The organism is Pedobacter sp. AK017 (assembly GCF_014200825.1).
GTDB classification, from domain to species: domain Bacteria; phylum Bacteroidota; class Bacteroidia; order Sphingobacteriales; family Sphingobacteriaceae; genus Pedobacter; species Pedobacter heparinus.
The window spans coordinates 49,907-74,054 of sequence record NZ_JACHCW010000005.1 but is presented as its reverse complement, the minus strand read 5'-3'; the positions used below and the strand labels follow the sequence as shown (position 1 = coordinate 74,054).

Genomic DNA, 24,148 nt, shown 5'->3' with positions numbered 1-24,148 from the left:
TGGGTCTCTGAACGCTTACAAACGCTACTAGAAATTTAAACTACTTGATTACTTTTGGCCAGCCGTTAACATATTCAATTTTATTGATCAGCATCTGCCTGTCGGTTCCCACAGCTTTTCCGGTAGTCTGGTTAACTGGTAAAGCATGATAAGCAATGTATGCAGTTCCACCCCCATCGCGAAAAATAGAATTGTGTCCGGTAGCCATCCATTTGGTATCCTTTTCAAGAATGACACTGCTACCTGTACCATTGGCTTCTCCGTATCTTTGAAACGGCCCAAATGCGTCATCAGCACGGGCAACCAAAACCGCATAACTGGCACCTGCCCCGCAGCAATTGTCTCCGGAATAATACATATAATATTTACCATCCTGATAATCTACCCATGCACCTTCAACCAAACGGTCATATTTTGCTTCTTTACCTGTTGGGATTACATCTTTTGCTACGCTGCCAGGCAGAAAGGCCTTCCAGTCATCAGTAAGTTCCTGAACTTTAATTGGTTTAGAATCAGAACCCCAGTAAAGCAGTTTCTTCCCTGTTTTAGGATCAATAAAAGCAAAAGGGTCAATATTAATAAATCCGGTTCCACTGATGATCGGTGTTCCGGAATCTGTAAAAGGTCCTTCTGGTGTATTGGAAAAAGCAACCCCGATACATTTGCCGGTGTTGGGTCCCAGTTCACCCGAGTAGAACATCACATATTTATTTAGTTTGCTATCAAAAAGTACATGTGGTGCCCAGAAATCTTTAGTGGCCCAATCCGGTTTCTTCGGCAAAGCATCTCCTGAAACTCTCCAGGTCTTTAAGTCTGTAGATACTGCAACAGGGATATTATAATTCTTGTTTTTATAATAGGTATTGGTAGCGTACGCGTAATAGTTATCACCCACCTTAATCACTGTTGGATCAGGAAAATTTATATCGAGCACCGGGTTAATTATACCCTTGTTGCTCTTGTCCTCTTCCGTCTTTTTATCCCTGCCGCAGCTCCAGACTAGCAAAGGAAAACCCAACAACAACATTAGCTGAAGCAATTTATATCTAATCATTCTGTTCTTTTATTAAATTAAGCTTGCAGACTCATTTATTTTCCCGTTAGTGATTTGATCAGATCGATCTCTTCTTTTTTATAAGGTGTTCCATCAGGATTAAATATATCATGGAACCAAACTTTTGGTTCATCACCATTGGGCAAAGGAGTGTCCCAGGCATATTTGGTGTTGGTTTTGCCCGCTACCAAGCCCCAGTTATAAGCGCCTATATTTTCTTTTTTAAGCAAAGGCATAATATTGCTGAACAGACTATTCCTTGTTCTGGCCATATATTCCGTACAGATCAGTGGTCGTTTAGATACGCTTCTGAGGGTATCAATCCAAAACTGGTGGTCTTTAGGATCTCCATAATTGTGATATGTGGTGATATCAGAATTATGGATCTGGTAATCTGAAAGTTCTTTCAGGTCACGCTTCCATACCCCTACAGAAAGTGGCTGACTAGGATCAACGGTACGTCCCCATTCAAATACTTTTTTAAGCAGGTCCATGCTCTTATTGCCATAACCTGAATTACCAGGTTCATTGTAAAGGTCCCACAGCACAATGCGTTTATCATCTTTAAAACTGGTCAGGATATCCTTCACATAAACTTCCAGCGTATCCACCAATTTAGGGTCCTGATGATAAAGATCTCCCGGATCCCTAACCCAGCCCGAATTGTGTATACCTGGCTTAGGCGCAGGCTGCGTACCTGTTTTATAGGTTGGGTTCCAGCAATCGTCAAACAGCACAAGCAAGGTAGAAATATGGTGCTTATCGGCAATATCCAGATAAGTTTTTACTCTTTCTTTAAAACCCTCCCTGTCTTGCTGCCAGGCTGCATGATGCAGATATACCCGCATAGAATTCATTCCTATACCTTCTGCAAACCCAAGTTCCCGGTCTATTGTAGCCGCATCAAAAGTTTCTTTTTGCCACATTTCCAGCTGGTTAATTGCTGTACTCGGAATAAAATCCGCTCCACGCAGCCATCCCCATTGTTCATACCATTTGTTAGCTTTTTCTACCGTCCATATTTCTCTTGGTTTTTGATCTGTTTGTCCGGTTTGCTTTTGCGCACAGGCCTGAAAAATCAGGACGAATATCAGCAGCGATAGATAGGTTTTTAGGTCTTTCATTGTTTGTAATTTTTATTTATTCTCGTTTATTATTTTCTAATTATAACAGATCAGTGTCCGTTTCTACACGTCCTTTGATCATCCATACCTCCGTATGCGCGGATAAGTATACCTCCATTTCAACTGGTAGCTGGCTTTATATAATCCCATTTTGCAGTAATAGCAGACAGGCAAACGGATGATCCGCCGGTTTTAATGCATCAGGATTGGCCATGCTGACAACCTTTATACCAGATGCAATTAAAACCAATGCGGACCAGCGTATGCCTGGCCACTTTAACAGAATTAATTCAGATCGTCAAAACCTTTGCTTGTAGTAGTTTTTTCATACTGACATTGTTTGTTTTAGTTGTCTATTTGTTAATGGTGCTAATAGAAGCATTAACATTTGATCCTGCTGATCAAATGTTGTACAATTTGTATCAAAAATGTATCTATAATTGGTCTAATCAAGTAATTGATACATTTTATCTTCGTTTATCTGAGTTTTAGAACTATCTTTAGGATAACCACAACAAACCAGATATGTACACCAAACTAACTAAACTATTCTTTGTATTTTTTTTGCTGTTCAGCGTGGTAAGCATTGGCTACAGCCAGTCGTACTCCTTCAGGCACTACCAGGTAGAGAATGGTCTATCTTACAACTCCGTGATCTGCAGTTTACAGGACAAGAAAGGATTTTTGTGGTTTGGCACAAAAGATGGCTTAAACAGATTTGATGGCTATACATTTAAAATATTTAGAAATGATCCCGATAATCCGGAAAGCATCGGGAACAATTTTATCCATAGCCTGTATGAAGATAAAAACCAGACTATTTGGATTGGCACACTTACCGGGCTCTATAAGTACGATCCACTTAAAGAAAGTTTTAGCCTGGTTCCCCCTTCAAAAGGATATGACATCAGAGATGTAAGTGCAGACAGCCACGGAAATATATGGTATATAACAGGCTTGTTCCTTTCACGATATAATGAAAAAACAAAGCAAAACATCACATACAGGAACAAATCACATACCGGTACAACCTCTATCAGCATCAGTGAAAAAGATGATATCTGGGTGTCATCAGCTGATGGTTTCATCCAAAGATACCAGCCGGCCACCGACTCATTTATTAGTTATAAGGTATTTGATAAATCCAAACCGGCCATCTCCCCGTGGATAGAAAAGGTATATCATACCAATAAAGGATATCTACTGGTTGGGACTTCAAATCAGGGAATAAAAATATTTGATATCCATACGTTGTCCTACCGGGACCTGTTAACCTCTAATCCCGACAACACAGCCATCTATGCAAGAGATTTTATGGATATAGGAAATGATAGATACTGGATAGCGACAGAATCAGGATTGTTTATTTATGATATGAAGACAGGTAAATATAAAAACCTGCGCAATAAATTCAACGATCCTTATTCTATTTCAGATAATGCAGTCTATACCCTGTGTAAAGACAAAGAAGGCGGGATTTTTGTAGGAACGTATTTCGGGGGCGTAAACTATTATGCAAAGGAATTTACCTCCTTTGATAAATTTTTCCCACAGGCTTCCGGCAATAGTCTAAGCGGCTATGCGGTTAAAGAAATATGCAATGATAAATATGGGAACCTCTGGATTGGCACAGAAGATGCCGGCTTAAATAGGCTAAATGCTAAAACCGGGGTATTTGAACATTTTAAACCAGGTGGAGGCAAAACCAGCATTAGCCATACCAATATCCACGGATTGCTGGCTACAGATGATGAACTTTGGGTAGGAACTTTTGAACGTGGACTGGACGTTATAGACATCAATACCTTAAAAGTAATCAGGCATTACCAGGTAGAAAATAAGCCCAACCAGTTAAAAAGCAATTTTATTGAATCCATATTAAAAACCCGTTCAGGAGACATACTGCTGGGCAGTTCTTATGGACTGTACAGATATAATAAACATAGCGATGACTTCAGCCTGCTGAATGAAGTGCCCGGAAATCTGCATTACCAATATTTAATGGAAGACAATTCCGGCAATATCTGGGCAGGCTCATTAAGGGATGGCCTGTATATTTATAACAATGGCGACAGAAGATCCACTTCCTATAAGTTCGAAGAAAATAATACCAAAAGCCTGAGCAGCAATGCCATCAATAGCATTTTCCAGGACAGCAAAGGTAACATCTGGGTTGCAACAGAAAATGGTCTCAACCGCTTTAATGAAAAAGACAAAAGTTTTGCCAGGTATACTACCAAAAACGGCTTTCCAAGCAATGTTTTCTATAGGATACTCGAAGATCAAAAGCAGAACCTGTGGATCAGTACCTCTCGTGGACTTGTGTGTTTTAGTCCGGATGAAAAGATAACACTATATACCAGATCCAATGGCTTGCTGAACGATCAGTTCAACTATAGTTCGGCATATAAGAATAAGAATGGCCGGATGTATTTTGGCAGCGTTAAAGGAATGATCAGCTTCCTGCCAGATGAGTTTAGAAAAAACCAGTTTGTTCCGCCAATTTACATTACAGGCTTCCAGGTGTACAACAAAGAACTGCAAATCGGTCAAAAGAATTCTCCCTTGGCCCAATCGATCAATTTTACCAGGGTACTGAACCTTGAACACCACCAATCCACGTTTAGTATTGATTTCGCTGCGCTAGGGTACACGGCACCCGAAATGACAGAATACACCTATACAATGGAAGGTTTGGACCAAAACTGGACCTATCTTAAAACCAACCGAAAAGTATATTTTACTAACCTCGCGCCGGGTACGTATACATTTAAGGTGAAAGCTACAAACAGCAGTGGCATCTGGAATCCCTATGTGGCCAGCCTTAAAATTGTCATCAGCCCTCCTTATTGGGCAAGTCCTATGGCTTATCTGCTTTACTTCATCATTGTGGTAACTGCCATATACTACGGCATAAAATATTACCATCAAAGAACCAGCGATAGAAATAAAAGAAAGATCGAGCGCTGGGAATCTAAAAAGGAAACGGAGCTTTACCAGGCTAAAATCGAATTTTTCACTTATGTTACCCATGAAATTAAAACACCCCTAACCCTGATCAAAGGTCCTTTAGAGGAAGTGATGCGCCATGCAGAAGCCTTGCCCCAGGTCAAAGAAAACCTAACGACCATGGAAAAAAACACCAATCGTCTGATAGAACTGACCGATCAACTCCTGGGCTTCAGAAAAACTGAGATTGAAGGCTTTAACCTCAGTTTTGTAAATGTAAACATCAACGACATCCTGAAAGAGAACTGTTCCAGGTTCAAAACAGCTATTGAACATAAAAAACTGGAATTAACTGTAGATTTACCAGAGATGCCCCTCTATGCTTATGCCGATCCAGAAGCACTAAACAAGATATTCAGTAACCTGATCGATAATGCGGTAAAATATTCCAGAAGCGAAATTTCGGTAAAGCTGGTCACCTATGAGCACAATTTCGTAATCACCGTATCCAGTGACGGCAAAGTTATTCCAGAAAATTTCCGGGAAAAGATCTTCGAACCCTTCTTCAGAATGACCAGTGCAGGATCGGAAAGAGGAGCAGGAATTGGCCTGGCCCTGGCCCGATCCCTTACTGAATTGCATGAGGGGACTTTGGGGCTAAAAAATGAGGATAAAAAATACAACAACTTTGTGTTGACCCTACCCATACGCCATGAACAAGAATTTAAAATCAGTTTAACAGAAACAAGCCCAATTGCAAAAAGCATCTCGCAAAAAAAAGATGCGACAAATTGTCCCATCATTTTAGTGGTAGAAGACAATACAGAGATCCGTGCCTTCATTGCAGGCAAACTGGCTAAAGATTTTGAGGTATTACAAGCTGGAAACGGACAGGAGGCGCTGGATATCTTAAAAGAAAAAAGCGCTCATCTGATCATCAGCGACATCATGATGCCGGTTTTAGATGGAATAGCATTGTGCAGAGCGGTGAAGGAGAACCTGGAATATGCACACATACCGATCATCCTGCTCACCGCAAAAAATACTTTACAGTCTAAAATAGAAGGCCTGGAGGTTGGTGCAGATGCCTATCTGGAAAAACCTTTCTCTCCGGATCATTTGTTAACCCAGGTTTCCAATTTATTAGCAGGCAGGGATAAAATTAAAAACTACTTTGCAAGTTCTCCGCTGGTTCACATCAAGAGTATGGCCTACAATAAAGCAGATGAGGCTTTTCTGGAAACACTTTATGAGGCCATCCATAAAAACCTGGACAACAAATCCCTGGATGTAGATCAACTGGCCGAAATCATGCACATGAGCAGACCAACACTATACCGGAAAATCAAGGCCATTTCTAACCTTTCACCACACGAGCTCATCAACATCACCCGGCTTAAACGGGCAGCCGAACTGCTGGCTGAAGGGAACCATAAGATCCTGAAGATCGCTTCCATGACGGGTTTCAGTTCTCAGACCCAATTTGGGAGATCCTTTCTTAAACAGTTTGGAATGACACCTTCTGAATATGCTGCATCAAAGCAGTTGACTATAACTGGTCAATCTTGCAGTCCTAACTGATTCATTATAAAAATCATATGGGGTCATTTCAGTTTTGGCGAGAAGGGGTCAACAAGATGTATTTTGTGTATACATGTGTTAAAATCTCCGTTACAGAGTACGGTTCATATGAGAATCAACAGAATACCTCATATGAACCATACTTGTTAGTTATTCCTTAATTTACAATCCAATACTTATCAGTAGAATTAAAATTATTAAATACATAAAAATCACCATTTTCTTCCATACATAGCAACGATGTTCCAACACCTACTATTTTTTTGAACCGATTCCAGCCGGTGCCGATACGACTTCTATAACCTAGAGAACCGTTCGCCGTAACTGGAATGCTCCATAAAATTCCATTGGCGTCAACCCCCAAAAGAGATTGATTATTGAACATAGTAAGGGGCTCATAAATAGCATACCCTGTTCCTACGGTAACTCCGTTAGGCGCGCCAAATGTAGCGTCATTTTTTGCATACCAGGCCTTAACCTCCCCTGAGGTCAATGGGTCTGCCGAGGCGGCTAATACTGACAAGAAGAAACCGTTACCGGGTACAAACCTCGGCATAGTAAATCCGGTTCCGAAAGTGTTTGCTGAAGTGGGCGTCGCTTTTACAAAAATTAGCTGACCATTTTGAATTTGGTGCATGGATACAGCACCGGCAGTATTAATACCGATAAACCGATCCTCATTGTAGTAGAAGAAGTCGCGATAAGTAGCGCGGGGAACGAGCGAAGCTATGGATGCTGTTTGGGTTAACGATCCGTCTGCATTTACAGCATAACGAATGATGCCGCCTGTAGCATTCCACTCATATAAACTTTGCCCTTCACCCTTAAAATATTTACTTGCTATCCTTCCTGGGACTGAAAGTTTTATACCTCTGTTAGAGATTGCATCTGGTGCCCGATAGGTTTTAAACTTATTGTAAACGATATCTAAGCCTTGAGGTGGAAAGAAAACAGTTCTGAATTTAAACTCACCTGCGTCGGGAAAGTTAGGTAATTGAACTTCCACTGTGGCCCGTTCTATTTTCACTGTTTTTTCCGCGCCGGCTTTGTCTTTGTAAACAATTTCTGAATAGATAACACTATCCCCGCGGGTCGATGGCGAAACGTTTAGCGTGAAAAGCGACTTTGCATAGTCGAAATTAAATGCTGTTAAATTTCTCGCACGCAAGCCATCTGCAAATTCTGAACCCCATACATTGATGGTTGAAGACGAATATAATGACGTTTCTCCTCTGTTGTTTACATTCCTGAATTCGAAAAGTGTGGAGCCTTCAGGAAGGTTTTCAACGATCACCGAGTCCTTTTGGACTCCTGCTCCTTTACGTACAAATTCTTTCACAATTGAATCTTTCCTCCTATTCCAGTAGATAATGGTCTTTTCTACTTTGGGATCGGAACCGATATACCATGTTATCTTTGCTCTTCCGAATCCCGAAAAATATTTAATGGAGTCTACTTTTCCTAAATAGACTTGCTCTTCTTTCTCAGCATATTTTCGCTGAATGTCGTCCATTTTGTCGCAAGAGGACAATAATAATAAAACGACCGCTATGAAGGCTAGTGTTATGGGAATTATTTTAGTTATCTTTTTCATCTGTATAAAGTTTATTCCATTTCTATTGTTGTGGAACTGTGTTATCGCCATAAACAGTAATCTCTCCCATAGACCAATAGTTGTTTACGGGAGGTGGCATTGTACCTGCAATTTCACGTACAAATATTCGAATATATCGCACTGGGCCAGCATCCAGTGGAATTTCGTATTCCGTACCGTTTGCTGCAAGGTTTAATGCGCCCTGTGGATCTGGCGGAACCATTCTGTCATAGCGAGGTATGGCATGCCAACCCAAATATTGCCAGTCATCTTTAAATGTCCGGGCAGGAAGCTGGGTGGTTTCGTTAATCCCATCGAGGTCTCTGATATTCTTATTGCGAACAGCATACTCGTCCAGCCAGTACGGACGGTCAGCCAATTTAGCAAAGTCAATTTTCTTGACACCCCATGCCTCAAATTGAGTAATATTTGCCTGTCCGTAAACGGAGTTGACATGATAACCGTGAATAACAATCCGACTGAGCTTGACAACTTGTTTGAGATCAATAGTCATAGATATGCCACTACCGCCTCCGGATTGAGTCAACCATCCGTGAGAAGCAGTATTAACAATGTTGTCCCATAGTGAACTAATGTTTCTACCAGAAAGATTTGTGACATTGTCATAAGGGATACTTGACCGAAAATCCGCATATGGTTTCGGTACCACCGTCTCAAAAAATGGAGTTGTCTTAAGCACCGTCGTGTCCGATATATTTCCCCACTTATCTTCAAAAGCGATCGCAAAAGTAGTCTCTTTTGGATTAAAGCCCCGGAACGAGCGGCGTTCCTTTTCGCTCGAGGAAAAATACATTTCCTTGGTTACCAGAGCGCCTTTTTCGTCTTTAACCATCAACCGGACACCAAATTCTGTCTTTTTAGGATTACTCCAATCCGCAACAATACCGCCAAATCCCGGCACCATATTCAGGGAATTCTTGGCAATGCTAATAGGTGACTCCAGAGGTTTAAACTCTAATTCAAGAGGCTCTGAACGCTGTTCCTGTTTATTAACCATGTACAGGCGGAAGGGCACTTTGTCCAGCGTGTTAAATCCTTCGATTGTAAGCATATTTTTATGAATAGACGATTTCTCGGTAAACAATTTCCCGTTCCGCTCATATTCTGCCATCACGTAAAGTAAGTTGGGGTCGTTTGGGAGTTTGTACGTAATCGTCGCTCCTCCGTTAATAGGAGTTATCTGATCAACCTCTATCGGTCCGGAAGACCATTTGCCACCCGGTTTGTCAATTTCCTGTTTGCAAGCGAAAAAGGTACATAAAACCAATATCGCCATTATAAATCTATATTTTTTCATAAATTAATCTTTATTAATAATTCCATTTCTGTACTTACCGTTATTACCAACCATACGTTTGAACCAAATTTGGATTAATCCGTAAGTCGTAATCTCTGATTGGATACAGGTAATCTCTAAATGTAACCTGGCGTACAACTTGGCTATAGACGAAAGGAACATAAAATTGTTCTGTTTCTCTGGATGGAGTCCAAGACATAGGACGGAGGTTCCAATACTGACCAGCCGTTTTCCATCGACGTATATCCCAAAAGCGTTGTCCCTCAAATGAGAGCTCGATCAGGCGCTCTCTTTGAATAATTTTACGCATCTCATTTTTATTTGATGGTGCGTCAGGATTAAAGGCCGCTTGTTGCCACGACTGTACTACGCCATTCAATCCCGCCTTAGCCCGCACCTCGTCAATCCATTTGTAGACCTCTGCATCTGGTTGGCCCTTTGTTTCGTTCAGTGCCTCGCTGTAAAGCAAATAAAGATCTGATAAGCGTAGTAAAGGAAAGTTATAAGGATATGCTGTATATCGCTTATTCACATCTCCCTGACTGGCGGATGACTCAAACGGGATAATCTTTTTAGGAGTATATGCACCATGGCCCGCTGCTGGTCCAACCTCATCCGGACGGCTCTTAATAAAGGGGGCAAATGAGACGCCGCCATTGGTTGTAGTAGTCGATAGCTCAAAGAACCCTCTGTCTATACCTAAATTGGCGTAAAAACGCGGCTCCCGGAAGAAGTGAAGAAGGACGGTTACTTCGCCAGTAGCAATATAAGATTGATGATTATCCGCCGACGTTGCCCGTTTTAAGCTATATCTGTTGTTGTAGTCATACGTTTTATCTTCATTAATCGGAACACCCTTGTTTGAATAAAACAATTCACCCATATGCCAGGAAGCAGACATGTAGTTGATATAACTAGGCTGATCTGTACTATACAATACCGGAAAAAGACTTGCAAGCATATTTCCTAGCGGAGCAAAGCTGGAACCACCTTTACCATTTGCAAATTGTTCTTGAGTGGCCCAGATTACTCCCGGATTTCGCTCGATCGATTCAGTAATAGCCTTTCTGACAGTCATCAACTGCACCAAACTGTCATTCATTGCGAATGTTTGGGCGCCACCTGCAAACTTGTTGAACTCATATAAGCGGTTTCCGGCAGCATGGGCAGCATCAATTGCCTCCTTTATGGCTACGGCAGCTCTCTCCCATTTTTTAGGGTCAGGAGTACTAGAGATTAATTGTTTCCCGCGCTTATCGATCCAACCTGCATAATCCGGATTGCCATTAAATAATGGGCTGGCTCCCCAGGCTAAAACTTTCGCCTTAATACCCAGTGCAATAGTTTTGGAAATCCGGCCTTGTTCTGTCGACGGATCTGGAAGTGCCAATGGTAAATCAACCGCCGCCTCATCCAGTAACTGCACGATGTAGTTTACACATTCATCCACTGGTTCGCGATATACTTTCGTTTCCTCAGGAGTAGCCGATAAGGGTAGATTTTCTTTCACCAACACAATGGGGCCGTACAATTCCATTAAAAAGAAATGGTAATAGGCCTTTAGGAATTTCACTTCGGCGATCCATCGAGCCCGTTCTATTTCGTCGATATCACGAGGAATATGTGCGTTTTCCAGAAAAATATTGCAGTCACGTATGGCTTGATACATTGATTTACCTCCCTGGCCTCCCGTCCAGTAATCCTGCAGTGGATTATTGGTGTTTTGAAGTCCACGGGAAATTTGGCCGGCGGGCGTATTTCCAGCCCTGCTATCGCTCCTCCAGTCAAACTCGTCCCTGCTGGTAAAATAGGCAGGGTAGTAAAACGGATCGGTCGGATCTGGCAAGTGTGAGTAACATGTTCTCAAAAACTTATCCATTACAGAGCGGTTGGAGAAGGCGTGGTCCAATGTCGCTGTGTCATTTGGCACCACATCCAGGTATTTGCAGCTCATAATTCCCATCAGGGAAAAGGCTACTATTATTCTCATTATATTCTTCATTCGTAGATCTTTATTAAAATTTAACATTCAAACCTAAGTTAAATACACGCTGAACCGGATATCCCAGGCCTAATCCGCCCATTTCCGGATCCCACATCTTAAACTTAGAAATGTAAAACAAATTGGTTCCGCTGAGGTACACCCGCATCATACTCATACGGGCTCTTTTACTCAATCGCTCGGGTAAAGTATAGCCTATTTCCGCCTGTTTTAGTCGTATAAAGGTTCCATCACGCAGCCAATGCGTACTCGTCTGATTGTTATTTGAGATGGTATACTCAGATAGTCGCGGCCAGAATGCTTCTATATTCCTGTTCGTTTCAGACCAGTGATCGTCTGCGATCGTTTGCATCAGCGCTTTTTGTCCCTGGTTGAGGAAAGGAGAGATACCAGCGGGGCTTATAAAGAACGAGGATCTGGCAGACCCTTGAATAAAGAAATTGATGTCGAAGGCTTTATATGCTACCGAGATCGAGTTTCCGTAAATGATCTCAGGAATAGTCGGGTGACCAATGGCTACCATATCGTCCGTATTGATCTGACCGTCATTGTTGATGTCCTTGTATTTAATATCTCCTGCACCATATTCTCCAAATAGTTGTTTGGGCGAGTTGTTTACTTCTTCCTCATCAATGAATAGCCGCTCGGCAATGTAACCTATCGGCTGATTAATCTTCTGTCCAACGCGGGTACGCCAGGGGACATCACTATAATCAGGTTCTTCCCACTTCTTAACTGTGCTTGCTGCATAAGTGAAATTGCCATTTATCATTAACGATAAACCGTTATTGAACTTTTTGTTGTAGGTCAGTTCCACATCCATTCCCTTTCCCTGAGCCACTCCAACATTTGCCTGAGGGACTACCCGAAGACCCATAGTAGTTGGTATATCTACCCGGGTCTGAAGAATATTACTTCGGGTTTCCTGAAAAAAGTCTGCTATAAGCGTCAGATCGTTGAACAATCCAAGCTCTAAACCGAAATTCGCCTTTTTAGCAACTTCCCAGGTGATCTGGTCGTTGGCATACCGATCGATAGAAATACCCGTACGGTAGTTTCTATTCAAACCAAACCAGTATCCGGTCCCGTTCATATTGATCTGAGACAGGTAGAAAAACCGATCATACAAAGACCCTATCTGATCGTTTCCGACCTTACCATATGTAGCACGTAATTTTAAAGTAGTTATCACATCCTTCACACCCTTCATAAACTGTTCGTTACTTATCATCCACCCAGCTCCGGCAGAAGGAAAAAATCCCCAACGGTTCTGCTCGGCGAAACGTTCGGTACCGTTATATCCAAAGTTTAGTTCCAGAAAGTAGCGGGAATCATATCCATAAGATAACCTGCCAGCTGAGGAGATATTCCTTCGTGCTAGAGATGCTTGAAGGTCATCAGACACTCTCTCATCATATTGAAGGGTACCAGTTTCATTCCTGATCGTACCAACTAATAAGGCATTGAGATCATGCTTTTTATTAAAGGTTTTGTTGTACTGCAGGCGAACCTCACCATACTGGGACGCATTGACCGTTCTGCCCTGACTTTCATAGTTCAGATACTCAGTACCACTGTCTGGATTGAGCGGTGTTAATTGATAGGAACCGTCTATGGTATTTGCAAGACTGTAATAAAATGGACGATACGCACGGTTTTGCGCATAATACGCTTTCCGCATCGCGTTGAATGTTCCTCTCACAGTTAAACCCTCCAGACTCCCGGTAAATTTATGATCCATTTCCATTTGCAACAGCATCATGGACTCTTTCGATTCCTGAAATGAGCTGACCACTTGCGCCCAAGGGTTGGAAAAAGACATTTCCGGATTCATACCGAAAAGGATATGGTCAGTAAATTCGTTGGCTGCGTCTGCCGGATAAAATGGCAGGAACCGCACCGGTGACGCATTTCGTGCCGCGCGAAATACCGCCGCGCCACCCGACACTGTGTTGCCCAACTCATCTTTCATACTGGGAATATAAGGGCCCGTCCGATCATCAAATGATCCGTATGCACGCACAACACCAGTGGTGGTTGGTGCAAACTTAATGGTCACATTCGAGCGTATCTGAAGCCGATTGATATTGATGTTGTTCTCTACCAGATTTTGTTCGCTTTCTTTTAGTATTCCCTTGTCATTCTGAAAGTTGGAAGCCAGGTAATACTGTACAGATTGTCCCCCGCCGGTGAGGTTCATATTCAGACGGCGGTTGATCGCCTTATCGTCTATTAAATAGTCATACCAGTTTACGGATGGATATCGAAGCGGGTCGGTGCCCAGCTCTGTTTCCCGAATTTTAGAAGACGAATAGGGTAGGTCTACCAGGGCGTTGCGCGTTCGCACCGCTTCGTTGTGAAGTTTCATGTAGGTAACAGGATCGGCCAGTTCGGCTAACTTAGTATTATAAGAGTTGGACTGCTCAGCTCTTACGCTGATCGACAATTTGTCTACCGCTCCCACCTTTGTCGTCACCAGAATCACGCCGTTTGCTCCACGTGCGCCATACAGTGCCGCGGAACTGGCATCCTTTAGTACGGAAAAGGATGCGATGTCGTCTACGTTTAACCGGGCGAGGTCGTTTGTTGCCATTTCTACACCGTCAATCAGGATCAGCGGATCTCGTTTACCAGATGTACTAAAAGTCGTAACGCCACGGATGTAAAATTCGGCGTTATCCAGTCCTGGTTCTCCTGACCGTTGGTAGGCAATCACTCCACCAACCTTTCCAGCCAAAGCGGTTGTCAGGTTACTTGACGAATTTCTCATGGTAGAAGGTCGAACTGTTGAAATAGCACTAACCACACTTTCCTTCTTCTGTGTACCAAAAGAGGTTATGACAACCTCGTCCATAGTAGATGTTGACTCTTGCAAGGTGACACGAACTTCCTTTAAGCCTTTAACCGGCACTTCTTTTGACGCATAGCCAATAGACGTAAACTCCAGTATGGCGTCGTTGTTCGGAATTGTGATAGAAAAGTTTCCATTCAAATCCGAAACAGTAGCAATTTTTGTCCCTTTAACCCTTATACCCGCTCCGATTATTCCAGCCTCATTAACATCGCTGACCCGGCCGGTTATGACACGCTCCTGAAACAAGGACCTGCGTTCATTAAGACCATAGGTAACGGACGCCACTTTACCAATATCCACAGCCTTTGCACTAAGTGAAAGGGGAATAAAAGGCGGCACGATTACTACAGCCATAGATAGAACTGTACCTAACCACCTGATTGAGTCCTTTCGACTAAATTTTGTAGTTTTTTTTGTCATAATTAATTGTTTATATGGTTTATTACTAGGTTTTACTGTCTATTTCAAGAGCGGATCATGTTCTTTTCATTGCTTATTTAAAATATCTGTGGAAGAAATTATATTTATGGTTACGTACCCGGTTTTGAAAAATAAGATCATTGCCGGAAATACTGCCATAAAATCACGGGAATAAACTTCCGCCTTCTTCCGGGCTGTTAAATTTGAGTAAGACTGGGTATCGTAATTTTCATGATGGCAATTTTAGTTTGTTTGATTAGGAATTGGTAACGCTAATAGATGAATTAATTTTTGATCCAGCTGATCAAATGTTGTGCAATTTGTCTCAAAATTTAGCGAATATGCCGAAAATCTGTCAAGTAAACCCAGGCATTTCAGCCTGAGATTCTCATAGACCGTACCTGATGCTCCCGCATCATAAGGCTCTTCTCATATAGCCCACTAACCGGGCTAGCTTTACCAGGTATACTACAAAAAACGGTTTCCAAAGTAATTTTTTTTACAGGACTCCGGAAGACCAGCAGCAAAAACTTATGGATCAGCTGCTCCCAGCTTTCTACCCTGCAAAGTGCTGTGAAGAAGATAATCCCAGATCGTAAGCGATGCTGTTTATGTTACCTACGTTTTTAGTCCAATGTTTTTAGCTTCCTCAACCCTCTTTCTAAAAGTAAATTCTAAAGAAGGAATGCATTTGACGGGCATCTTGTTGGTGCCAACTTATTTTATCTCTACTTAGTATTTATCCCAATTTTTATTGGGTTTAGACCAAATGATCCGCGCAACATATACCCTTCCGTCTGCGCCATATTTTGTTGGCTGACGTCCCGACATCCCTTCCGAGGTGGTAATCCACGTTTCGTTCTTATTGACATTGACCACTCCAAAATTGCCCAATTGTGCACCTTTATTTGGCACCAAAATACGTTCAGATTCACGTATAACTACCAGCCGCTCAGGATCTACTTCAGCAATAAAGAGCGGGGCTCTGTGGCGAACTACGTTTTCATTGTCGGTACTGCGCCTCGTATAAACTAGAAATAAACCATTATTATGTGTTACCCAGTGCTGTTGTGTATTATAACTTCCTACATCTTCTCCATTATCAAAACGCCAGACTTTTGGCTTGGAATAATGCAAGCCATCCTTACTCACTGCTACATATGCCGCAGAGTCATTACGTAACGTCAAGTAAAAATTTTGTTTATAAAATGTAAGGGATGGTTCTGTAAACCCTCTACCGATGTGATAACTGAGCACATCTCCATAGGCTAAATAGCTCAATTGTTTGCCATCAAATTTACAGCGCAAGACCGTCGCGCTATACACATTAACGTCTTTTGCTTTAAAATAAATGGGTAACAAAATATCGCCATTGGGTAAATCCAGCCGCTGTGTACTTCCTGCACCGGCATTATAAAACCTATTGGTATCTGGCAGCTTCAAAGTTGCCCATGCAGACCAGGAGTTGTCTTTTGTGTCATAAATGGACCAGGCGGTGTAACGCTTCTCATTTTGAGCATGATGATTGTCTCTGTATGGGATCGTATGGCCGGTTCCAAGTAATTTCTTTGTTTTTTTATGCCATTTTGGACTGAAGTCTGACAATCCCATTTCAAGCTCAGTTCCCATGGGCACGCGACCTAGCGTCTGCGTATCTTCCTTAGGATCCGACCAGGTTTTACCGAGGTCTTTACTTTTTAAATGTGACAGGGCAAAAAAAACGTCACTCCTGCCAATCAGCCATTTTTGCATGGTTAAGACGACCTCATTCAGCCCCTTTTTAGGAACAATTCCAGCATGAGGATGAAACCAATTGTCGATACCATTATAACCGGAACTGACCACATCCAGCTGTATTTTATAATCCAATAATGGACGTGGCTCCCGACCAGCATCCTGACCATAACCCATTGAATAGGAAAAGACAAAAAGAATTACCCCAGATAGATGTACAAAAGAAAATTTAAGAAAAATACTACCTTTCATTATGCTTATTGCTTAAAGTTACTTAATAAAATCCAACAATCACCTTTCGCGGTAAAACAAATCTGCTGATGGAAACGATCTAAAAAACAAAAAGAGGTTGATCATCTTCTATCGATGATACAACCTCTTTCCCCATTTGCGTGTATTTCTATTTCTTATTCTGAACGTTTTTCTTCAGCTTTTTCTGCATTATAAGCCAGCAAGGCCCTTGGGGCCCTATAGCCATAACGAACCGGATCTTTCATGATCTCTTTCATGGATATCAGTTTATAAACATAGCCCCCCGTTTCATTGTTCAGCTTCATCTTAAAATAATTATCCTGGTTTTGCCTGTTAATCTGGCGCTTCATGTGGCTGTCGCCTACATTATAAGCAGCAGCAACCAGTGTCCAGCTGTCAAAAATGCCATAAAGCTCTTTAATGTATTTGGCTGCCGCGATAGTAGATTTACGTAAGTTGTTGCGCTCATCTACCTTTGAATTCACTTTTAAGCCATACATTCGGGCAGTTCCGGGCATAAATTGCCAGAAACCTGCAGCACCTTTAGGCGAAACCCCACTATTTAATCCCGACTCTACCAAAGGCATATATTTAAAATCTTCCGGAATGCCGTAAGCGGCCAGGATAGGTTCGATAATCGGAAACCATTCCGCTGCCTTTCTGTGCAGCATATTGGTTTGTAAATTGCTGAAATAATGTGCAGCGAGTGTCTTTTTCATTTTTTTCTCTACCCTGGCATCACCAATAGGTAGCGACTCTTCTGCAAAATTTAACTGAGCCATAAGAGATAATGGCTTCCTGATCTTTGTTGTTACTGTGTCTTTTTTTGTTGTACTTTTTTCTTCTTTTGAAATACTCTCCGCTGCTTGGGGCATGTTGTAAGCAAACACTTTTGCCATAACCAGTAATGCAATAATTACCGTACATGGTATGATGTGTTTCTTTATCATTTTCCTCCTTCTTTTGGTTAACAATTTTAAAACGCCTGCAAACATACAACATATTTGGCTAATTATCAAGTAATTACAAATTAAAGCGCTAAAATCACGGTTTATATACCTTTAAACGATGATTTATATTTATCTTCAGCAAGCGATATTGGCCTGCTTATGCGTTCTACTTTTTAAGGCCAAAACAGCCCTCCCAAAATGCCAGGTCTACTCCCTGAAACCCATAAAAAATATAGACTTGCCAAGGCAGACTCCGCGCTTTTGAACCAGAAATCTAACAGTTAAAATAGTGTTTTAGCTGTGCTGCTAAATATTTGGTCCTTATTAGATTTTTTTTAGATCATTTTTAAATCTTACTTAGGTCAAATCGACCTAGCAAGGACCTAGCAATGTCCTAGTAAGGACCTAATAAAATTCAAAAAACACATAACGCTCCACCATACCTCTAGGGCAATAGAATTATCAGTTACCTAAGTAGGACCCTCTCACCGGGTAACATACTAAAATTGCGAATCAGCGCAATTTTATGTAATTTTGTGGCCGCATAAATTATGCGGTTAAAAGCGTATCATGATCAAAAACAACAACAGGAACAGTCGGGATGACAAGTCCAAACCGGGAAACCGAAGCACAACAGGCAAAAAACCAGATGGAGCAGGCGCTACTTACAAGGGAAAAAGCAAGTTTGACGATAAAGAGGGGAAAGACAATAAATTTGGTGACTCAAAGGATTTTAAACCGAGAACGTCGAGAACCCCAGGGGCATTTGGTGCTTCGAGAGGCCCAAAAGAAAGTGACAGAAAGGATTTCAAACCAAGAGCAGGAAAAGACGGCGATTCAAAAAGCTTCGGTTCAAGAGGCACAGGCTCGAGGGACTTTAAACCTGGCAACAGAGACAGCGACAACAGGGATTTTAAACCCCGCTCTTCTAAAGATGGCGGTTCAAGAGAAAATCCTGCCGGAGAAAGTAAACGCAGCTATATAAAGAAAGATAATTTTAGTACCGGAGGGGATAAACCTTTCCGGAAATTCGATGATAAAAAAGGTCAGAGCCCAAGAAGTACTGACAGCAGGCCGTTTAGAAAAAGGGAAGATGAGCAAGCCAAACAAGGCTTTAAGCCATGGGAAGGCCGTCCCGAGCGGGAAGAACGCGGAGAGCGTGGAGAGCGCGGAGAACGTGGCAGCCGCCAGGAACGCAACAATACCTGGAACGGCCCGGAAAAGGCACCTACCATGCGGGGCAGAAAAAATGCCCCTGTCCAGAAAGATGACGGCCTGATCCGTTTAAACCGTTACATTTCAAATTCAGGCATCTGCTCCCGCCGTAAAGCCGATGAGCTGATTGAAGCTGGCGTAGTTTCTGTAAATGGTGAAGTGGTTTCGGAACTGGGCCACAAAATAGACCCGGTAAAAGATCAGGTACGCTATAATGGCGAACTGCTGAAACGTGAAAAAAAGATTTACGTACTGCTCAATAAGCCTAAAGATTACATCACCACAACCGACGATCCACAGGAACGCCGTACAGTAATGCAACTGGTAGAAAAAGCCAGCCGCGAACGCATTTATCCTGTAGGCAGGTTAGACAGGAATACTACAGGCTTATTGCTGATGACCAATGATGGCGACCTGGCCGATAAGCTTTCCCATCCTAAAAACGGAATCACCAAAATATATCATGTAGAACTGAGCAGGAGTTTAAGCCAGGGCGACCTGAACAAAATTCAGTTCGGACTGGAGCTGGAAGATGGGATCATTAAACCTGATTCTGTATCTTACGTAACCGGGGGTTCTAAGCGCGAAGTAGGTATCCAGATCCATAGCGGAAAAAACAGGATTGTACGTCGTATATTCGAACATCTTGGATATGACGTGGTGAAACTTGACCGTGTGGTTTATGGAAACCTGACCAAAAAAGACCTTCCCCGCGGAAGATGGCGCTACCTGGAAGAGCATGAGCTGATCCAGATCAAACACCTGATAAAGTAATTAAATATGAATAAGATCTGCTCACTTTTACTGGTTACCTTTTTTACACTGCAAAGCTTTGCACAGAAAAATAACTATAATTTAATTATCGGCACCTACACCAGTCCGGGTAAAAGTGAGGGGATCTACCTCTATAACTTTGATGTGAACACTGCTGATTTCAAGTTCAGGAGTGTAGCTAAAGATGTAACCAACCCCAGCTATCTTGCCCTAAGCAAGGATAACAAATTTGTTTACTCGGTAGCAGAGGCCCCCGGCAACAGTGCAGTAGCTGCATTCGGCTTTGATGGCGTTAAAGGCCAATTTAGGTTTTTAAATAAGCAGGCAACCAACAGTCAGGGCCCCTGCTTTGTAACCACCAACGGTAAAAATGTTTTTTCTGCCAATTACGGTGGTGGCAGTATGTCTGTCTTTGGCATAGAAAAAGATGGTTCGCTAAGCCCCCTGAAACAGCTTGTACAGCATACCGGTAAAAGTATCGACCCTAAAAAACGTCAGGAAAGCGCACACGCACACCAGGTACAGTTTACACCAGATGGCAAATATCTGGTATGTACAGACCTGGGTGAGGATCAGGTATACATCTACAATTATCATCCTGAAGGGAAAGACCAGTTGCTAAGGGTAAAAAACACGGTAAAAACAACCCCAGGTAGCGGACCAAGACACCTTGCCTTTAGCCCCAATGGTAAATTTGCTTACCTGGCGCATGAATTTAATGGCAGCATTACAGCATTTAGCTATGCCAGCGGCAACCTTAACAAAATCCAGGAGATCGGTACTGCACCCAAAGATTTTTCGGGAAGAATTGATGGGGCAGATATCCACGTATCGCCAGATAGCAGGTTCTTATACGAGACCAACCGTGGGGATGCCAATACCATTTCTGCTTTTGCTGTTCAGGCCGATGGAAAGCTGTCTTTTATAGAAACCATTAGCACGATGGGCAAAGGCCCAAGAAATTTTGTTATTGACCCTTCCGGAAAATATTTGCTGATTGGACATCAATATACCAACGACATCGTAATTTTTGAGCGCAATAAAAAAACCGGCACCTTAAAGGATACCGGTAAAAGAATGGAAATAGGTGCACCGGTCTGTCTGCTTTTTACACCGGTTAAATAAGACAGCTTTCTACACTTTGTGTAGTTTGTGCGATTCCTCAATAACTTTATTGTAATAATTTACATAATCCGGAAGGATCTTTTTCAAATCAAAATCCTGTGCCCTTGCAAATGCATTTTCTTTAAACTGCTGCAGCACCTCATCGCTTTCCAGAATATATATGGCTTTATTGGCCATATCTTCCACATCCCCGACATTGCTCATAAAGCCCGAGAAACCATCTATATTGAGTTCCGGCAAACCACCCGAATTAGAGGTAATAGCCGGAACTTTACAGGCCATGGCCTCCAATGCCGCCAAACCGAAGCTCTCAGACTCTGAAGGCATTAAAAACAGGTCAGACACAGAAAGAATTTCTTCTACTGCATCCTGTTTGCCCAGAAAACGGACATGCTCGCAAATGCCCAGACTTCTGCAAAGCTGTTCATCATAGGCACGTTCAGGTCCATCCCCTACCATTAACAATTTGGAAGGGATCTTTTCCTGGATCTTCTGGAAAATCCTGATTACGTCGGCAGTACGTTTAACCTTTCTGAAATTGGAAGTATGGATCAGTATGCGCTCGTTGTTTGGCGCAATGGCCTTTTTAAAATGATCTTTAGGTTTTAAGCTAAAGCGGCTGAAATCTATAAAATTGGCGATTACCTTAATCTCATTGGTAATTTCAAAATGCTCTTCTGTATCTTTTTTTAAACTTTCGGATACGGTGGTTACTCCATTAGATTTATTGATAGAGAAGGTAACTACCGGCTTATAGGTTGGATCTTTACCTACCAGGGTAATATCGGTTCCGTGTAATGTGGTTACAAAAGGGATAAAAATACCATACGTTTCCAGAATCTGCTGGGCCATAAAGGCCGCCGAAGCATGCGGGATGGCATAATGTACATGCAGGATATCGAGCTTTTCAAAACGCACCACATCTACCAGCTTGCTGGCCAGTGCCGATTCGTAAGGTGCATAATCGAACAAAGGATAATCCCTTACGGAAACTTCATGATAAAAAAGGTTGGCAGAGAAAAAGTCGAGTCGTGCAGGCTGGCTATATGTGATAAAATGCACCTGATGACCTTCATCGGCAAGCGCCTTTCCAAGTTCAGTAGCCACTACGCCACTCCCTCCAAAAGTTGGGTAACAAACAATACCTATTTTCATGAATACATATTTCTTTTTAATGGTGATGAAATGTTGCAAAGTACTGTACTTAAACTGAGCTTTATGTTAAACAATTGCAATTATTTAACTGAACTGCAATCCTGCTGCCGAACTAGTTTTTCATCTCTTCCTGTATCACCAGGTACATCTCGTTGGGTCTTTGGGTACCGATGTAATATTCGAAACCATCGCGGTCTGTTAACACCACGGCATCTTTTCCTGATGAATAAAACCTGACGCTTCCCTTGCGGTGCAGGTTGTATACCGGATTGTTGAACAGGTAATTGCTATAGATGTCTTTTCTGACTTTAACAATGGTATTCAGGTCAATCTCTACTTTTTTTGCAGACCACAGCCCGTCTATAATGATCTTTTTCTGGTCTATAGTGGTTTTATACTGGATAAGGAAAAGCAACAGGATAGAAACACCAATGATACCGAAGCCCACAATCAGAAAAAGATCTTGTGTATTGTCGCGGTCACGTTCATAAACATAGGCAGCAAAACAGAATGCAGCCATTACCAATCTGATACAGATCCTGATGTAATCGCGGCCTATGTACTGTTTTTCAAAAAAAGCGTATCGGTTACTCATTTATATGTGTTTATTGTACTGCAATAAAGTTAAGGTTTTTTAGTTCCATCCTTGTCTGCAACAGTTTTATTTTGTTTAGGAATTGTAATAAGTAGATGTTTCAGCTCAAAGATTGTTACATTTTTTGTGCCTTCTGTAAGCCGGTATCTGTTGTCCTGCCTTAGGCCTGCCACCCAGATCACCTCTCCATTGCCATTAACCAGTATAGGGACTTCATCTTTGTGGCTAAGTGGCACTTTCTCGTCTATAAAAAAATCGCTCAGTTTTTTAAAGCTTTTCATACCCATTGGTTTAAACCTGTCGCCCGGCTCCCTGCTTCGCAGCACCAGTGGATAAAGGAGCTTATCCCCGTCAACATAAGCTTTGTCAGGGTTTGGTTCAAAGCCAGTATGGGTTGATCTGGAAATCAGCAGCCGACCGGCCTGCAGGTCCACTAGCTCATCCTGGGGATGAATTAACTGATGGGATAGCCCCGGCTGCCCGCCTGACCTTGAGCTGAGGATGAGACTGGCCCGGTCTACAACAATGCGGTGCGAATTACTGTAAAATGAAGTGCCGCTTTGTTTGTTTAGCGAAGCTATAAGCTCATCAACAACCGATTCTGTAAAGTTAAACGGCCTGAGCAGCTCAAAGAGCAATAAACGCTGGGGCTTCAGTTCCTTTACCTTGGTCAGTGCCAGATAATATTTCCCCTCCTTTTCTGCAAACAGCTTTTTCTTTAGTGCAGCTACCGTAGTTTGTAAAACCAATTCTGTTTCTGCAAAGCGCTGCATGTTGTTTTCAAAAGTAAGTTCCAGGTTGGGGTTCATCTCTTTAAGATAAGGGATGACCTTTAACCGGAGTTTGTTCCTGACGTAATCCGTACTTTTATTGGAACTGTCTTCTACATAGTCGAGTTCAAATGATTTAACCAGTGCAGCGATATCCTCGCCGGAAAGAAAAAGCAATGGCCGGATCAGCCAGCCTCTTTTAGGGAGTATGCCATGCATACCGGCAATTCCCGTACCCCGTACCAGATTGAGCAATACGGTTTCAATCGCATCGTTCTGGTGCTGTGCCAGGGCAATTGCCTTATAACCCTGTGCTAACCTGACCTCTTCAAACCATTGGTAACGCAGGGTCCTGGCCGCCATTTGCGTAGAAACTTTATGGCGGGCTGCATAAGCTTTAGTCTGAAAATGGACCAGGTGAAAAGGGACATCCATACTGGCAGCCAGCATTTTCACAAAGGCTTCGTCCCTTTGCGACTCAGCTCCCCTCAAATTAAAATTGCAATGTGCTATACCAAAATTAAATCCGGAGAGTTTAAATAAATGCGCCATCAAAACGGAATCTTTGCCACCACTAACAGCCAGCAGAATTTTATCGCCTGCCTGGAAAAGTGCATGCTTGCGGATATATGATTCAAGGTTTTGAAGGAGGATCATGTTTCAAAAATAAGGAATAAAAATT

Annotated in this window: 14 protein-coding genes; 3 read left to right on the top strand and 11 right to left on the bottom strand. The window is 42.3% G+C overall.

Annotation, left to right across the window (positions count from 1 at the left end; translation table 11 throughout):
* Positions 1-40: 40 nt before the first annotated feature.
* Positions 41-1,054: a glycoside hydrolase family 43 protein gene (locus HDC92_RS08405; RefSeq protein WP_183873755.1), complete on the bottom strand. Its 1,014-nt coding sequence runs from the start codon at positions 1,052-1,054 to the stop codon at positions 41-43.
* A 35-nt stretch (positions 1,055-1,089) separates the two neighbouring features.
* Positions 1,090-2,178 carry a glycoside hydrolase family 2 TIM barrel-domain containing protein gene (locus HDC92_RS08400; RefSeq protein WP_183873753.1) on the bottom strand — a complete coding sequence of 363 codons (1,089 nt, stop codon included), beginning with the start codon at positions 2,176-2,178 and terminating at the stop codon, positions 1,090-1,092.
* 525 nt (positions 2,179-2,703) lie between these two features.
* On the opposite strand from HDC92_RS08400, the gene HDC92_RS08395 reads away from it, so the two are divergent.
* A complete protein-coding gene (locus tag HDC92_RS08395) occupies positions 2,704-6,708 on the top strand; it encodes a hybrid sensor histidine kinase/response regulator transcription factor (RefSeq protein ID WP_183873751.1) in 4,005 nt (1,334 codons plus the stop codon).
* Between the two features lie 157 nt (positions 6,709-6,865).
* On the opposite strand, the gene HDC92_RS08390 is transcribed toward HDC92_RS08395, so the two are convergent.
* The 6 genes from HDC92_RS08390 to HDC92_RS08365 all read right to left on the bottom strand — a co-directional run bounded on the left by HDC92_RS08390 (position 6,866) and on the right by HDC92_RS08365 (position 17,832).
* Positions 6,866-8,302 carry a DUF4998 domain-containing protein gene (locus tag HDC92_RS08390; RefSeq protein WP_255484489.1) on the bottom strand — a complete coding sequence of 479 codons (1,437 nt, stop codon included), beginning with the start codon at positions 8,300-8,302 and terminating at the stop codon, positions 6,866-6,868.
* Between the two features lie 22 nt (positions 8,303-8,324).
* On the bottom strand, positions 8,325-9,620 hold the full coding sequence (locus tag HDC92_RS08385) for a DUF4959 domain-containing protein (RefSeq protein WP_183873748.1): 1,296 nt from the start codon (positions 9,618-9,620) through the stop codon (positions 8,325-8,327).
* Positions 9,621-9,663: 43 nt separating this feature from the next.
* Complete coding sequence (locus tag HDC92_RS08380) at positions 9,664-11,622, bottom strand: RagB/SusD family nutrient uptake outer membrane protein (protein WP_183873746.1); 1,959 nt, start codon at positions 11,620-11,622, stop codon at positions 9,664-9,666.
* Positions 11,623-11,635: 13 nt separating this feature from the next.
* Entirely contained in the window at positions 11,636-14,830 is a 3,195-nt protein-coding gene (locus HDC92_RS08375; RefSeq protein WP_255484488.1) for a SusC/RagA family TonB-linked outer membrane protein, read from the bottom strand.
* Positions 14,831-15,628: 798 nt separating this feature from the next.
* Positions 15,629-16,882 (bottom strand): sialidase, encoded by a 1,254-nt coding sequence (locus HDC92_RS08370; protein WP_012780677.1) that lies wholly within the window; start codon positions 16,880-16,882, stop codon positions 15,629-15,631.
* A 155-nt stretch (positions 16,883-17,037) separates the two neighbouring features.
* The gene (locus HDC92_RS08365; protein ID WP_183873742.1) at positions 17,038-17,832 is read right to left on the bottom strand and encodes a lytic transglycosylase domain-containing protein; all 795 of its coding nucleotides are present in this window, start codon (positions 17,830-17,832) and stop codon (positions 17,038-17,040) included.
* Positions 17,833-18,402: 570 nt separating this feature from the next.
* Here HDC92_RS08365 and HDC92_RS08360 point away from each other — a divergent pair.
* Entirely contained in the window at positions 18,403-19,821 is a 1,419-nt protein-coding gene (locus HDC92_RS08360; protein WP_183873740.1) for a pseudouridine synthase, read from the top strand.
* A 6-nt stretch (positions 19,822-19,827) separates the two neighbouring features.
* The gene (locus HDC92_RS08355) at positions 19,828-20,946 is read left to right on the top strand and encodes a lactonase family protein (protein WP_183873738.1); all 1,119 of its coding nucleotides are present in this window, start codon (positions 19,828-19,830) and stop codon (positions 20,944-20,946) included.
* Positions 20,947-20,955: 9 nt separating this feature from the next.
* Here HDC92_RS08355 and bshA read toward each other — a convergent pair whose 3' ends face one another.
* The 3 genes from bshA to tilS form a co-directional block, all read right to left on the bottom strand.
* Entirely contained in the window at positions 20,956-22,101 is a 1,146-nt protein-coding gene (gene bshA / locus HDC92_RS08350) for an N-acetyl-alpha-D-glucosaminyl L-malate synthase BshA (RefSeq protein ID WP_183874082.1), read from the bottom strand.
* Positions 22,102-22,213: 112 nt separating this feature from the next.
* Complete coding sequence (locus HDC92_RS08345; protein WP_183873736.1) at positions 22,214-22,696, bottom strand: hypothetical protein; 483 nt, start codon at positions 22,694-22,696, stop codon at positions 22,214-22,216.
* A 29-nt stretch (positions 22,697-22,725) separates the two neighbouring features.
* Positions 22,726-24,123, bottom strand: coding sequence for a tRNA lysidine(34) synthetase TilS (gene tilS / locus HDC92_RS08340; protein ID WP_183873734.1), 1,398 nt, complete (start codon positions 24,121-24,123; stop codon positions 22,726-22,728).
* Between the last annotated feature and the right edge of the window lie 25 nt (positions 24,124-24,148).

What these genes read in the sequence shown, in the direction of transcription:
- HDC92_RS08405 (WP_183873755.1), bottom strand. Translation starts at nt 1,054, where the DNA reads ATGATTAGATATAAATTGCTTCAGCTAATGTTGTTGTTGGGTTTTCCT.
- HDC92_RS08400 (WP_183873753.1), bottom strand. Translation starts at nt 2,178, where the DNA reads ATGAAAGACCTAAAAACCTATCTATCGCTGCTGATATTCGTCCTGATT.
- HDC92_RS08395 (WP_183873751.1), top strand. Translation starts at nt 2,704, where the DNA reads ATGTACACCAAACTAACTAAACTATTCTTTGTATTTTTTTTGCTGTTC.
- HDC92_RS08390 (WP_255484489.1), bottom strand. Translation starts at nt 8,302, where the DNA reads ATGAAAAAGATAACTAAAATAATTCCCATAACACTAGCCTTCATAGCG.
- HDC92_RS08385 (WP_183873748.1), bottom strand. Translation starts at nt 9,620, where the DNA reads ATGAAAAAATATAGATTTATAATGGCGATATTGGTTTTATGTACCTTT.
- HDC92_RS08380 (WP_183873746.1), bottom strand. Translation starts at nt 11,622, where the DNA reads ATGAAGAATATAATGAGAATAATAGTAGCCTTTTCCCTGATGGGAATT.
- HDC92_RS08375 (WP_255484488.1), bottom strand. Translation starts at nt 14,830, where the DNA reads ATGGCTGTAGTAATCGTGCCGCCTTTTATTCCCCTTTCACTTAGTGCA.
- HDC92_RS08370 (WP_012780677.1), bottom strand. Translation starts at nt 16,882, where the DNA reads ATGAAAGGTAGTATTTTTCTTAAATTTTCTTTTGTACATCTATCTGGG.
- HDC92_RS08365 (WP_183873742.1), bottom strand. Translation starts at nt 17,832, where the DNA reads ATGATAAAGAAACACATCATACCATGTACGGTAATTATTGCATTACTG.
- HDC92_RS08360 (WP_183873740.1), top strand. Translation starts at nt 18,403, where the DNA reads ATGATCAAAAACAACAACAGGAACAGTCGGGATGACAAGTCCAAACCG.
- HDC92_RS08355 (WP_183873738.1), top strand. Translation starts at nt 19,828, where the DNA reads ATGAATAAGATCTGCTCACTTTTACTGGTTACCTTTTTTACACTGCAA.
- bshA (WP_183874082.1), bottom strand. Translation starts at nt 22,101, where the DNA reads ATGAAAATAGGTATTGTTTGTTACCCAACTTTTGGAGGGAGTGGCGTA.
- HDC92_RS08345 (WP_183873736.1), bottom strand. Translation starts at nt 22,696, where the DNA reads ATGAGTAACCGATACGCTTTTTTTGAAAAACAGTACATAGGCCGCGAT.
- tilS (WP_183873734.1), bottom strand. Translation starts at nt 24,123, where the DNA reads ATGATCCTCCTTCAAAACCTTGAATCATATATCCGCAAGCATGCACTT.